The 13,419-nt window shown below is 70.5% G+C and carries 11 protein-coding genes and 1 tRNA gene; 3 read left to right on the forward strand and 9 right to left on the reverse strand.

The features are described 5' to 3' along the window. Positions 1-7: 7 nt before the first annotated feature. Positions 8-1,387 (reverse strand): FAD-binding oxidoreductase, encoded by a 1,380-nt coding sequence (locus tag ACTWOL_RS14395; protein ID WP_474297087.1) that lies wholly within the window; start codon positions 1,385-1,387, stop codon positions 8-10. A gap of 108 nt (positions 1,388-1,495) precedes the next feature. Between ACTWOL_RS14395 and ACTWOL_RS14400 the strand changes: the two genes are divergently transcribed. Then, a complete protein-coding gene (locus tag ACTWOL_RS14400; RefSeq protein WP_474297088.1) occupies positions 1,496-3,436 on the forward strand; it encodes a tetratricopeptide repeat protein in 1,941 nt (646 codons plus the stop codon). Positions 3,437-3,688: 252 nt separating this feature from the next. On the opposite strand, the gene hppD is transcribed toward ACTWOL_RS14400, so the two are convergent. After that, the gene (gene hppD, locus ACTWOL_RS14405) at positions 3,689-4,834 is read right to left on the reverse strand and encodes a 4-hydroxyphenylpyruvate dioxygenase (protein WP_474297089.1); all 1,146 of its coding nucleotides are present in this window, start codon (positions 4,832-4,834) and stop codon (positions 3,689-3,691) included. A 121-nt stretch (positions 4,835-4,955) separates the two neighbouring features. On the opposite strand from hppD, the gene ACTWOL_RS14410 reads away from it, so the two are divergent. After that, complete coding sequence (locus ACTWOL_RS14410; protein ID WP_474297090.1) at positions 4,956-5,432, forward strand: Lrp/AsnC family transcriptional regulator; 477 nt, start codon at positions 4,956-4,958, stop codon at positions 5,430-5,432. Between the two features lie 114 nt (positions 5,433-5,546). Here the strand turns inward: ACTWOL_RS14410 and ACTWOL_RS14415 are convergent, their stop codons facing one another. The 6 genes from ACTWOL_RS14415 to ACTWOL_RS14440 all read right to left on the reverse strand — a co-directional run bounded on the left by ACTWOL_RS14415 (position 5,547) and on the right by ACTWOL_RS14440 (position 11,661). After that, complete coding sequence (locus ACTWOL_RS14415; protein WP_474297091.1) at positions 5,547-6,341, reverse strand: YlbL family protein; 795 nt, start codon at positions 6,339-6,341, stop codon at positions 5,547-5,549. A 68-nt stretch (positions 6,342-6,409) separates the two neighbouring features. After that, on the reverse strand, positions 6,410-7,051 hold the full coding sequence (locus ACTWOL_RS14420) for an IclR family transcriptional regulator (RefSeq protein WP_474297092.1): 642 nt from the start codon (positions 7,049-7,051) through the stop codon (positions 6,410-6,412). 524 nt (positions 7,052-7,575) lie between these two features. Continuing rightward, positions 7,576-9,288: a DEAD/DEAH box helicase gene (locus ACTWOL_RS14425; protein ID WP_474301160.1), complete on the reverse strand. Its 1,713-nt coding sequence runs from the start codon at positions 9,286-9,288 to the stop codon at positions 7,576-7,578. A 219-nt stretch (positions 9,289-9,507) separates the two neighbouring features. Beyond that, on the reverse strand, positions 9,508-9,897 hold the full coding sequence (locus tag ACTWOL_RS14430) for a type II toxin-antitoxin system death-on-curing family toxin (RefSeq protein WP_474297093.1): 390 nt from the start codon (positions 9,895-9,897) through the stop codon (positions 9,508-9,510). Then, on the reverse strand, positions 9,894-10,094 hold the full coding sequence (locus tag ACTWOL_RS14435) for a hypothetical protein (RefSeq protein WP_474297094.1): 201 nt from the start codon (positions 10,092-10,094) through the stop codon (positions 9,894-9,896). The genes ACTWOL_RS14430 and ACTWOL_RS14435 overlap by 4 nt, the downstream gene beginning before the upstream one ends. A 49-nt stretch (positions 10,095-10,143) precedes the next feature. After that, positions 10,144-11,661: an MFS transporter gene (locus ACTWOL_RS14440; RefSeq protein ID WP_474297095.1), complete on the reverse strand. Its 1,518-nt coding sequence runs from the start codon at positions 11,659-11,661 to the stop codon at positions 10,144-10,146. A gap of 249 nt (positions 11,662-11,910) precedes the next feature. On the opposite strand from ACTWOL_RS14440, the gene ACTWOL_RS14445 reads away from it, so the two are divergent. Further along, positions 11,911-11,985 (forward strand) — tRNA-Cys (locus tag ACTWOL_RS14445). A 32-nt stretch (positions 11,986-12,017) separates the two neighbouring features. Here ACTWOL_RS14445 and mycP read toward each other — a convergent pair. Then, a complete protein-coding gene (gene mycP, locus ACTWOL_RS14450; protein WP_474297096.1) occupies positions 12,018-13,409 on the reverse strand; it encodes a type VII secretion-associated serine protease mycosin in 1,392 nt (463 codons plus the stop codon). Positions 13,410-13,419 lie beyond the last annotated feature (10 nt).

Here is a 13,419-nt window from a genome sequence, read left to right on the forward strand (position 1 = left end):
GGGGCGGCTAGAAGATCTTGCCCGGGTTGAGGATCCCCAGCGGATCGAAGACCTGCTTGATCCCCTGCTGCAACTCGATGCCGACCGGGCCGAGTTCGCGGGCCAGCCACTCCTTCTTCAGCACGCCCACGCCGTGTTCACCGGTGATCGTGCCACCGAGCTCCAGCCCGAGCGCCATGATCTCGTCGAACGACTCCCGGGCGCGCCGGGACTCGTCGGGATCGGTGTGGTCGAAGCAGACGACCGGGTGGGTGTTGCCGTCGCCCGCGTGGGCGCAGACGCCGATCGTGAGGTCGTATTTCGCGGCGATGGCGGCCGTACCGTCGAGCATCGCGGCCAGCCGGGACCGGGGCACACAGACGTCGTCGATCATCGTCGCGGACTTGACGGCCTCGAGGGCCGTGAGCGCGAGCCTTCGGGCCTTGAGCAGCATCTCGGACTCGGCCGCGTCCTCGGCGGGAACGACCTGGGTGGCTCCTGCCGCCGTGCACAGCTCGCCGACGGCGGCCAGGTCGGCTGCGGGATCGGGGGTGTCGAAGGCCGCGAGCAGCAGCGCCTCGGTGCTGTCCGGGAGGCCCATCTGCGCCATCTCGTTGACGGCTCGGATGGTCGTACGGTCCATGAGCTCGAGCAGCGAGGGTGTGTGGCCGCGTTCCATGACGGCGCAGACCGCGTCGCAGGCGGCGGCCGCCGAGGCGAATTCGGCGGCGAGGACGAGCTGCCGGGGTGGCTGCGGCCGGAGCGCGAGGACCGCCTTGACGATGATGCCGAGGCTGCCTTCGGATCCGACGAACAGCCGGGTGAGGTCGTAGCCGGCGACGCCCTTGGCGGTACGGCGGCCGGTGCTCAGCAGCCGGCCGTCGGCGAGGACGACGTCGAGGCCGAGGACGTACTCGGCGGTGACCCCGTACTTGACGCAGCACAGTCCGCCGGACGCCGTGCCGATGTTGCCGCCGATGGTGCACGTCTCCCAGCTGGAGGGGTCCGGCGGATAGGAGAGGCCGTGCTCCGCGACGGCCCGGCTGAGCGCGGCGTTGACGACACCGGGCTCGACGACCGCGATCCGGTCGACGGGGCTGATCTCCAGGATCCGGTCCATCTTGACCAGGGAGAGGACGATGCAGCCGTCGGATGCGTTGGCGGCACCGGACAGCCCCGTGCGGGCGCCCTGGGGGACGACCGGGACGCGCAGCTCGGTCGCGGTGCGCATGATGTGCCGGACCTGCTCGACGGTGCGTGGGAGCACGACCACGGCGGGGGTCCCCGCCGCACAGAAGCTCGCCATGTCGTTGGCGTACGAGGCGGTGACGTCCGGGTCGGTGATCAGGGCGTCGGCCGGAAGCCCCGCACGCAACCCGGACACGAGCCGGGAGAGGAGATCATCCATGAGCCCAGACTGGCACCGGGGGCCATCGGTGTGAACCCGTCCGCGATCCGGTTCGCTGCACCGGGTGTGCTCTTCGTATCGGATGGCCGCTGCTTCAGAGTGATCAGCATGAAGAGGAGATTTGCACCAAATATCAGGAATGCGGCAATCGGTACCGTGATCGCCGCGGGACTGGTTGCCGGCGTCCTGGTCTTCGGCCCGGGGACGGGGGCGCCGCCACCCGCGTCGGGTCCTGCCGCACGCGCCCTGCTCGCCGTGGACGCCGGGGCACCCGCGTCGTTGGGCGATCTGTCGGCGCTGATCGCGGACCGGGAGAGATGGGTCCGCTCGCGCCCTGCCGACGAGGTGGCATGGGCGGTGCTCGGGTCCGCCTATGTGGAGCGGGCGACACTGCTGGGCAAGTGGGAGGACTATCCGAGGGCGCAGGAGGCCCTGGAGCGTTCGCTGGAGGTCCTTCCGGCCCGCGAGGGAAACGCGGACGCGGAGCTGGGTATGGCCGCACTGGCCAACGCCCGGCGCGACCACGCCGCCGCGAAGCGCTGGGGCGAGGGCGTACGGACGCGGATGCCGAAGCGCTGGGCCGTCTATCCGGTCCTGATCGACGCGTACAGCGGTCTCGGCGACGACAAGTCGGCCGCGAAGGCCCTGGCCCAGCTGGAGCAGCTGCGGCCGGGCACGGCGCCGACGCTGGGCCGGGCGGCCCAGGCGTTCCGCGACCACGGGGGCCGGGAGGACGCAGCGGCGAAGGCGTACGAGGCCGTGGACCGTGTGGGCAGCAGGACCGAACGTGCCGTGGCCCTGTACCGGCTCGGCGAACTCGCCTGGGAACAGGGCGAGCCGGGCGAGGCCGTCGGTCACTACGACGCCGCGCTGCGGGCCGATCCCCGCCACCACGCCTCGCTGGCCGGCCGGGCGCGTGCCCTGGCGGCACTGGGGCGCGCCGACGAGGCGATGCGGGACTACTCCGCGGCGCTGGCGGCACTGCAGCTGCCGGAGTACGCGCTGGAGGCGGGTGAACTGTACGAGTCCATGGGGCTGGACGGGGATGCGCGGACGCAGTACGACCTGCTGCGCACCCGGGCGGCCGAGGCGCGCAGATACGGCGCGAACGAGGAGCTGGTGCTCGGGCGCTACGAGGCGGACCACGACGACGCGGCTTCGGCGGTGCGCCGGCTGAAGAAGGAGTGGGACCGCGGCAACCGGAACGCCTCCGTCGCGGACGCCCTCGGCTGGGCGCTGCACCGGGCGGGGCGGGGGCAGGAAGGGCTGCGGTACGTGCAGCGTGCGAGGGCGACGGGGATCCGCGGTGCGCTGTTCTCTTACCACCAGGGCGAGATCGAACGCACGCTGGGACTGGGCGGTCCTGCCCGCCGCCATCTGGCCGAGGCCCTGAGGATCAACCCGTACTTCTCGCCGCTGCTGGCCGAGCGCGCCAAGAAGGCCGTGGCGGCCATGGGTGAGGCTCCGCTGGGCAGTCCGCCCGACGACGTCACGGGGCGGCGGCCGGCGCCGACCGAGGAGGGTGAGGAGTCCGGCCGGCAGGAGGAGTCCGACCAGCGGGACGAGGCGGAACCGTCGGGCGCGGCCCCCGACGACGGGGAGGCACACGAGCGGCAGGACGCGGCCGGCGAGGGCCATGGCCGCGGTGCACGCGAGCGGGAGACGGGGAGCGGGCGGGGGACGGAGCAGAGGGACGACCGGGGCGGAGCCGGCGAGCCGGGGCGCCCGGGGCGGCCGTCGGCGAGCCCGGTGCGGTCGGGACCGGCGGCGCCGCACACATCGGCGTCACCTGGCGCGCCTGCCTCACCCGGCTCATCCGCCGCAACAAGCTCGTCCGGCTCATCCGCTTCGCCGGGGGAGGCTCGCCACCCCGGGAGCCACCCGGTGTCGCCTCAACACGCGCAGCGGGGCGCGGCGGCAGCCCATCCGACCGCCCAGCCGCGTCCCGGGCAGCGGCCTCCCGCGCTACCGCGGTCCGTGGAACGACCCGCCGCGCAGCCGGGGCACGCACGTTCGGGGCCTGCGCAGTCCGGCTCCGGCGCGCGGTGATCCGGGGGGCTCGGCGGTCGCGAGTGAGCCGAGCCCCCGGAAACGGCGGACGGGCGGGAATCGCTTCCCGCCCGTCCGTGTAGCGCCCAGAGGCACCGCCGTGCCCGGAGGCAGCGCTCCCCCACGGCGCAGCCGCCCCGGCAGGCCGCGCTGCCGCACCGCGACTCCGCGACTCCGCGACTCCGCGACTCCGCGACTCCGCGACTCCGCGACTCCGCGACTCCGCGACTCCGCGACTCCGCGACTCCGCGACTACAGGTTGCCGCGCTTCTCCTGCTCGCGCTCGATCGCCTCGAACAGGGCCTTGAAGTTGCCCTTGCCGAAGCCCATCGACCCATGGCGCTCGATGAGTTCGAAGAAGACGGTCGGACGGTCCTGGACCGGCTTGGTGAAGATCTGCAGCAGATAGCCGTCCTCGTCGCGGTCGGCGAGGATCTTCAGCTCGCGCAGGGTCTCGATCGGGACCCGGGTGTCGCCGACCCACTCGCCGAGCGTGTCGTAGTACGAGTCCGGCGTGTCCAGGAACTTGACCCCGGCCGCGCGCATCGTGCGCACCGTCGCCACGATGTCGTTGGTCGCGAGCGCGATGTGCTGCACGCCCGCACCACCGTAGAACTCGAGGTACTCGTCGATCTGCGACTTCTTCTTCGCGATCGCGGGCTCGTTGATCGGGAACTTCACCTTGAGCGTGCCGTCCGCGACGACCTTCGACATCAGCGCCGAGTACTCGGTCGCGATGTCGTCGCCGACGAACTCCTTCATGTTGGTGAAGCCCATGACCTTGTTGTAGAACGCCACCCACTCGTTCATCTTGCCGAGTTCGACGTTGCCCACGCAGTGGTCGATGGCCTGGAAGGTGCGCTTGGCCGGGGGCTCGACGATCGGGTTGGCGGGCACGAAGCCGGGCAGGTAGGGGCCGTCGTAACCCGAGCGGTCCACCAGGGTGTGGCGGGTGTTGCCGTAGGTCGCGATGGCGGCGAGCACCACGGTGCCGTGCTCGTCCTTGACGTCGTAGGGCTCCTCGATGCCGCGCGCGCCGTGTTCGACGGCGTACGCGTACGCCGCACGGGCGTCCGGCACCTCGATCGCGAGGTCGATGACACCGTCACCGTGCTCGGCGACGTGGTCGGCGAGGAAGCGCCCCCACTCGGTGGACGGCTTGATGACGGAGGTGAGGACGAAGCGCGCGGCGCCGTTCGTGAGGACGTACGAGGCGATCTCGCGGCTGCCGGTCTCCGGTCCGGAGTACGCGACGAGCTTCATGCCGAAGGCGGTCGAGTAGTAGTGCGCGGCCTGCTTGGCGTTGCCGACGGCGAAGACGACCGCGTCCATTCCCTTCACCGGGAAGGGGTCGGCCTGCCGGGCGGTGTGAGGGGTCTGCTCCTGGATCTCAGTCATGGCGGCAGACTCCCGCCGATCCGCAAGCTGCGCAATAGTTTGTTTATCGACTGGGCAACCTGCCCAAGTGGTGCCCGAAATGATCGGGCGATCTGTACAGGATGACCATCCGGAGGGCCACATGGCGATCGATCATCTGGACGGCAGACTGATTGTGCTCCTGGCACGTGAACCCCGCATCGGCGTACTGGAGGCGTCCCGGCGCCTGGGCGTCGCCCGCGGCACGGTGCAGGCGCGCCTTGACCGCCTGCAGTCCCAGGGAGTCATCCGCGGTTTCGGCCCGGACGTCGATCCGGCGGCCCTCGGTTACCCCGTCACGGCGTTCGCGACGCTGGAGATCAAGCAGGGCCAGGGCACCGATGTGCGGGCCCATCTCGCGACCGTCCCCGAAGTCCTGGAACTGCACACGACCACGGGTCATGGCGACATGCTCTGCCGGCTCGTCGCACGCTCCAACGCGGATCTGCAGCGGGTGATCGACCGGGTGGTCGGCTTCGAGGGGATCGTGCGGGCGTCGACGGCCATCGTGATGGAGAACCCGGTTCCGCTGCGGATCATCCCGCTGGTGGAGCAGGCGGCCGCGGACGCACGCCGCTGAGGGGCTGTGCGGGTACGGCGGCGCAGGGGTTGCGCGGGCGCGGGGACGACCGCTGACGGCTGACGGCTGCAGGGATCCGTGCGGGTACGGCGACCTCGACTCAGGGGTGACGGCTCAGCAGGTCGGGACCTTGTCCGACCCCTGGCCCAGGAGGCGGAGAGCGTCCACGGTGTCCTTCAGTGTCGTCACGGGGATCAGCCGCATGCCCTCCGGCCGCCCGGCGTGGGCGTCCACACACTCCGCCTTGGGGACCAGGAAGACCTTCGCCCCGTCACGGCCGGCCGCCTGGGTCTTGAGGGCCACCCCGCCGACCGCGCCGACCTTGCCGTCGGGGGTGATCGTGCCCGTACCCGCGATGTCGCGACCGCCGGTGAGGTCGCCGCCGGCCCCGTTGCCGTTGAGTTTGTCGACGATGCCGAGCGAGAAGAGCAGCCCGGCGCTGGGGCCTCCGACGTCCGCGAGGTGCAGTGTCACCTTCACCTTCGCCGGGTCCTGGTCGAGATAGCCCAGGGCGGCCTGCACCGCGCTGTTCTGGGATTCCTCCATCGCGGCGACGTTGCGCTTCTCGATCTCCTCGTCGGACTTCCCCGCCGGATAGACGGCCTCGCGCGGCAGCACCGCACGGTCCTCACGGAACCACGCGTCCACCACCTCGCCGAAGTTCACGTCCACGGACGGACCGGTCGCCATGATCGTCGTCATCCGCAGCGCCCCCTCCGTCTTGCGGGTGGGCGCTCCGCTGATCGTGATCACCGGTTTCCCCTGGTCCGCCCCCAGCACATTGGTGGTCTGCCCCGGCTGTGCCAGGGCGAACGGCAGCGGCGCGAGCCCGGCGACCGCGAGCAGCGCGACGATGGGGAGGGCGCAGACGGCGAGAGCCCAGGGTCGGGGGAGGCGAGAGAGGAACACGGTGTCAATCTAGCGGCACGGCCGGGGAGCCCGGGTGGCGAGGGGACCGTAGGCGCTGGGCCCCTCCCTCACCGCAGTGCGTCGGCCACTTCCCGGGCCGCCTCCACCACACGGGGTCCCACCCGCTCCGGGACGGCGTCGGCGAGCATGACGACGCCCACGCTGCCCTCGATGCCCGTCACACCGATCAGCGGTGCCGCGGCGCCGCTCGCGCCCGCCTCCAGTTCGCCGTGGGTGAGGGTGCACGCGGGTTCGGTGAGTCCCCCCTGCCGGGCGGCGAGAATGGCCTTGCCGGCAGCGCCCCGGTCCAGGGGGTGGCGGAAGCCGGCCCGGTACGCGACGTGGTAGTCCGTCCAGGTGGGCTCGACGACCGCGACCGCGAGCGCCTCCGCTCCGTCGACCAGGGTCAGATGCGCGGTGGCCCCGATGTCCTCGGCGAGCGAACGCAGCGCGGGCATGGCGGCCTCCCGCACCAGCGGATGCACCTGGCGCCCCAGGCGCAGCACACCGAGGCCCACCCGGGCCCGGCCGCCCAGATCACGGCGGACCAGGGCGTGTTGTTCCAGCGTGGCGAGCAGCCGGTAGACGACCGTCCTGTTGACGCCCAGCCTGTTGGACAGCTCGGTGACGGTCAGACCGTGGTCGGTGTCGGCGAGCAGCTTGAGGACGCGCAGTCCTCGGTCGAGCGTCTGAGAAGTCTCCGCGGTCACGACGCCCTCTCCTTCGGAGTTTCGGAGTGAGTCGGCGGCGCTCTCGCGGACCGTTCGGCGGCACGAGTCCCATCGAGCAGCCGCACGCACGGAGAGGCCGCCGGTGGATCCTGGCACACCGGCTGCGCTCCGCGGCGGCGCTGCCACGGGGCGTTGTCTTTGCGGGGAATGTAGCGATCGTCTCCGCTCAGCGGAAGACCTCGTCCAGAATCCGGGCGCCAGAGCTCCGCGCGTACGGTTGCCGGAGCCCGTTGTCCGATGAGCGGCGAGGGCGCGGGAGCCGAGGCCTGAGACCCCTGAGGTGCGCTACGAATCCTCGGAGCGACCGCGGCGCCGGCGGGTGGGGGTGCGGAAGCCGGCGCGGGCGCGCGAACCCCGGCTCGAGCCCCCTGAACACCCCAGCGCCCGGCGGCAGGCGGCAGGCGGCAGGCGGCAGGCGGCAGGCGGCAGGCGGCAGGCGGCAGGCGGCAGGCGGCAGGCGGCAGGCGGCAGGCGGCAGCAAGCGTCACCCCGGCGCGCGGCGCTCACCGCATCCGCGTCGCCCACTCCTGGACCTTCTTGATCCGCTCCCTGATCTGTCCCGCCGTCGCCTCCGCACTCGGCGGCCCGCCGCACACCCGCCGCAGCTCGGTGTGGATCACTCCGTGCGGCTTGCCGCTCTGGTGGACATACGCGCCGACCATCGTGTTCAACTGCTTGCGCAGCTCAAGCAGTTCCTTGTGCGACACCACCGGCCGCCGTTCCGCGGGCAGCTCCAGCAGGTCGGCCTCGTCGTCCGGCTTCTTGCGGCTGTGCGCGATCTGGCGGGCCTGGCGCTTCTGCAGCAGCAGCTGCACCTGGTCCGGCTCGAGCAGCCCCGGGATGCCGAGGTAGTCCTGTTCCTCCTCGCTGCCGGGGTGGGCCTGCATACCGAACTCGGCGCCGTTGTACATCACCCGGTCGAAGACCGCGTCGGACTCCAGCGCCTCGAAGGGCAGCATGTCCTGCTCGCCGGTGTCCTCGTCCTGCTCCTTGTTCGCCTCGTCCATCTCCTTCTCGGACTCGGCGTACGGATCTTCCTCCCCGTCCTTCTTCGGACGGTCGAGCACATGGTCGCGCTCGACCTCCATCTCGTTGGCGAAGCCCAGGAGCATGGGGATGGTCGGCAGGAAGACGGACGCGGTCTCGCCGCGCCGCCGTGAACGGACGAAACGGCCCACGGCCTGGGCGAAGAACAGCGGCGTCGAGATCGTCGTGGCATAGACGCCCACCGCGAGGCGCGGCACGTCGACACCTTCCGACACCATCCGGACGGCGACCATCCAGCGCTCGTGGCTGTCACTGAACTCGTCGATACGCTTCGACGCGCCCGTGTCGTCCGACAGTACGACGGTCGCCTTCGTGCCGGTGATCTCGCGGATGAGCTTGGCGTACGCGCGCGCCGAATCCTGGTCGGACGCGATGACGAGGCCGCCGGCGTCCGGGATCGACTTCCTGACCTCGGTCAGCCGCTGGTCGGCGGCGCGCAGGACGTTCGGCATCCACTCGCCGCGCGGATCGAGGGCGGTGCGCCAGGCCTGTGAGATGGCGTCCTTGGTCATCGGCTCGCCGAGCCGGGCCGCGATCTCGTCGCCGGCCTTGGTGCGCCAGCGCATGTTTCCGCTGTAGGAGAGGAAGATGACGGGCCGCACGACGTTGTCGGCGAGCGCGTTCCCGTATCCGTAGGTGTAGTCGGCGGCGGACCGCCTGATCCCGTCGTTGCCCTCCTCGTAGGTGACGAACGGGATGGGATTGGTGTCGGAGCGGAAGGGCGTACCGGTGAGCGCGAGCCGCCGGGTCGCCGGCTCGAACGCCTCCAGGCACGCCTCGCCCCAGGACTTCGAGTCCCCGGCGTGGTGGATCTCGTCGAGGATGACGAGGGTCTTGCGGTGCTCGCTGCGATTGCGGTGCAGCATCGGGCGTACGCCGACACCGGCGTAGGTGATGGCGATGCCGTCGTATTCCTTGCTCAGCGGGCCCGCGCTGTAGTCCGGGTCGAGCTTGATGCCGATCCGCGCGGCCGCCGCCGCCCACTGCTTCTTCAGATGCTCGGTCGGCGCGACGACCGTGATCTGCTGCACGACATGGTGGTGCAGCAGCCAGGACGCGAGCGTGAGCGCGAAGGTCGTCTTACCGGCGCCGGGGGTCGCCACCGCCAGGAAGTCGCGGGGCTGCTCCTGGATGTACTTCTCCATGGCGCCCTGCTGCCAGGCACGCAGCTTGCTGGCCGTACCCCAGGGGGCACGGCCGGGGAAGGCGGGTGAGAGGTGGTGGGAATGCGAGGCGGTGGTAGTCACGGTCTCCGGTTCGGGGCGCTCGGCTCTCGGCGGTACGGGTGCGGCCGTACGCGCGGTCGTACGACAACCGGGCCACCCTATCGGTGGCCCGGTGCCCGACCGGGCCGAACGCAGCCGTGGCCCCCGCAGGTGCGGTGAGCGTCACAGCGATGGCTCGGCCAGTTCCCGTAGCGCTTCCGCGATCGCCTTCACCTCGTCCAGGGCGCCCGTGGACACCGCGATGACCAGGCGCTCGGCCGCGTCGATATCCGGGCGCAACTGCACCTCGTTCATGGCCAGGAAGACCACACAGGACGTCCACGCCGTGAGTTCGTTGCCGTCGAGGAACGGGTGGTTGATGGCAAGCGACTGGAGCAGCGCGGCAGCCTTTTCGAACAGGTCGCTGTACGCCTCCTGACCGAACATCGACGCAGACGGGCGATGAACGGCCGACGCCAGCAACCCGATGTCGCGAACGACGACGTCCTGGTCATCCACCGCTACCGCGGCGATGGCCAGGACGTCTTCGGAGTCCAGATAGACGTGTGTCACTTGAGCCGCTCCAGCAGCTCCGACCACTTGGCCACCTGCTCCTTGGCGGTCTTGCGCACCAGGGCCTGATGGGCGGTTCTGGCCAGATACTCGTCCACGGCCTTGAGCAGTATGGCGTGCATGCTCGTGCCCTCTTCCTCGGCACGCTGCTTCAGAGCTTCGGTCTGGTCCTCGCGAAGACGCAGGTTCATGGCCATACCAGAATGGTACCAACGATGGGGTCAGACTGGTACCACTCGCTTGCGTCTAGGCAGTGACTCGGCGTGGGGACCCGAGCCGGGTCGCCACCCAGGCTCCCACCAGCGCCACCGCCGCCATCGGTACGAACACCGCAGCGAACGCCAGCGGGTGCGAGCCCTGCGCCGCCGTCACCGTATGGGCCCCCACCGCACCACCGCCGAGCGCCGCGAAGGCGGCGCCCCCGGTGGCGAGCAGCAGGACGTTCGAGAGTCCGTCGGAGATCTGGAGCGCGGCGGAGTTCGCACCCGCTTCCTCCGGCGCCGACAGCTTCAGCAGCAGGACACTCGTGGAGCTGATCACCAGACCCATCCCGAAGCAGCCCCACCCCCATGCGATCGCCACGACCACGACCGGCACCGAGGGGATCAGCACCATGGGCGCGGTCGCGATCGCCGTCGTGACGAGCACCATCCCGATCACCGCGAGCCGCTCACGGTACGGCTCCACTCGCGGCCGGGACTGCACGAACGATCCCAGGGCCCAGGTCGCCCCGCCCACCGCGAGCGAGAGACCGGCGAGCGTCGGCGACAGCCCGCGCTGGGTGACCAGCATCAGCGGGACGAAGGACTCCGCGGAGATGAACGCGCCGGCCGCGATCCCGCGCAGCAGCACCACGGACGGCAGCCCGCGCGCGGCCCGGTACGTACCGCGGGGCAGGAGCCCGAGTGCGGCGGGCACCAGCAGCGCGGCGCCGGCCACGGCCGGGACGAGCGACGGCCACCGCAGGTCCTGGGCCGCGAACTGCAGCAGCCCGGCCCCGAGCGAGATGGCCAGCGCGAGCTTGATCCGGCGGGCGTCGAAGCGGGAGGCCGGTGGCGTGGGGGCGGCCGGTGCCGGGTCGGTGGGTACCCCCGGGTCCCCGGTGGACGAGGACGCCGGGGCCGTGGGTGCGACCGTCCCCGAGGCCATCCGCCGGGTCGCGCGGAGAGCGAGGACCAGGGGCACGACGACCAGGGCCGGGATTCCGTTGAAGACCCAGCGCCATCCGAGCTGCTCGGTGACCGTTCCGGCGACGAGCGGACCGACCACGGACGGGATCACCCAGCTCGCGGCGAAGGCAGCCATGATCGTCGGCTGCAGCCGCTGCGGATAGGCCCGTCCGACGACGACGTACAGCGCGACGATCACCAGTCCCCCGCCCAGGCCCTGGACGGCCCGCCCGCCGATGAACTGCCACATCGTGGTCGCGGTGCCACAGAGCAGCAGCCCGGCGGCGAACGACGCGATGCCTGCGGCGAGCGGCCCGAGGGGCCCGCGCCGGTCCGCCCACTGCCCGGCGACGACCATCCCGAAGAGGCTGGTCGTGAAGTACGCGGAGAACGCGAAGGCGTACAGCCCCACCCCGTGCAGCTCATGGGCGGCGACCGGCATGGACGTCCCGACGGCGGTCGCCTCGAACGCGATCAGCAGGACGACGGAGACGATGCCGACACTGAGCGCGCGATACCGGCTGCCGAGTACACCGTCCAGCCGCTCCTCGGCCTCGACAGCTCCGTCGGCGTGGCGAGGCCTGAGGGTTGTCATGGGCTCAGAGTAAGAGGCATGTATGACGGTCGCCCCTGTCGCAGGGCGGAGCAAGAGTCGTCCTTTGGCCCTACGCCCAGCGGCGCACACTCCGGACCGATGTGAACCGCCATGAACCTCTGCCAACGCGCGTGAACTGCCGTGAACGGCGTGTGACAGTCGTATGGCAGCCCCCGCGGCAGCCTTGGAGCACCCCGCGCCGGCTTCTACGGTCGATGCGTACGGCAGAAAGACGCGTACGACATACACGGCCGTGTGCCCGAGTGGCTCAGGGGCTCGCCTGCAAAGCGAGTTACATCGGTTCGAATCCGATCACGGCCTCCACCGCAATCCCGCGCCCCGAGGCGAGCGGGCGGCTACTGCCCCGATCCGGGCTGCCTCGGGTCGTATGGGGCACCGTACGGAGCACCGGGGTTCGCTCCCGGCTGCGGACCCGGACCGTACGCCGGATACGAGGACTGCGGCGGGTACGCGTTCGGCGGGACAGACGGCATCGCCGGGACAGACGACGCGCGACGACGGGACCGAACAACCAGTGCCGCGACGCCACCCCCGATGAGAGCAGCCGCACCGACACCCAGGGCGACCCAGAGGCCGGTACTACTGCCGCCTTCCTCCTTGGCCGCGGAAGGCGACGCACCGGCAGGCCGGCCCTTCGCCGGGCCTGCCGCGCCCGCGGACCCGGAAGCCGCCGGGGAGGGCGACTTCGGCGCCGCAGCAGCCAGGTCGGGCAGCGGGTATTCATCGGCAGGCCCCGGGTCACCCGGGGTTTTCAGCGCGATGCGGGGACGAATGGCGCCGTAACCGACGAGATCGGTGCGGTCCTTGCCGCTCTTCGCCTTGCCAGCTGTGTTGAGCATGACGCGGAGGACCTGGTTGTTGGTCCACTGCGGGTACTTGGACCAGATCAGGGCGGCGGAGGCGGAGGCCAGTGCGGTGGCATCGCTGGTGCCATGGCTCCTGCAGAGCTGAGTGCCGCCGGGACACGCGTGGATGATCTCGTCACCGGGAGCGGCGAGATCCACCTGGGCTCCACGCTCCGACTCTGTCGTCGCCTTGATCTTCCTGTCAAACGCCGCCATACCCACGACGCCCGGAACTGCGGCGGGATACAACACCGGGTTATCGTCGTTTCCACTGTTACCAACACCGGCAAAAATCAAGGCGCCCTTCTCCAGGGCATACTTCACCGACTCCGCAACTTCGGGTGTCGCTTCTGGGACCGCCAGTGAAATATTGATAACCCTGGCGCCGGAATCCGCCGCGTGACGAACTGCCTTACTCAGTGATTTGTTGAACAAGCTGGGATTCCAGGCGAGTTTCGTACCCTCATCCATCCTAGGCATCCGGATAGGCAGAATCTTGGCATCTGGAGCGAGACCCATTGCCCCCTTGCTGCCTTGCCCACGCCCTCTGCCCGCAATGATCGCAGCAATTCCCGTGCCATGACCGCGGTAGTCAGAGTATTCATCGCCGGACTGCCCGGACAGGTCAAGGCCGTTCAGCACCCGTCCCCGGAGATCGGGAAGGGTTTTGTCCACACCGGAGTCGATCACTGCAACAGTGACGCCCTTACCTGTGCTGACCTTCCACATCTCGTCAGCCTTCATGGTGTCCAGGTGCCATTGCTGGTCCCGCGCACCCTCGGCATATGCGGGAGTCGTTGCGATGCCCACCAGCAGCAATCCCAACGAAGCCGACACAATGGCAGCGGGTCGGACAAGTCGCTTGCTGCTGGTGGTTCGCATCTCTTCCTTC

The sequence above is a fragment of the Micromonospora sp. IBHARD003 genome (genome assembly GCF_056106285.1).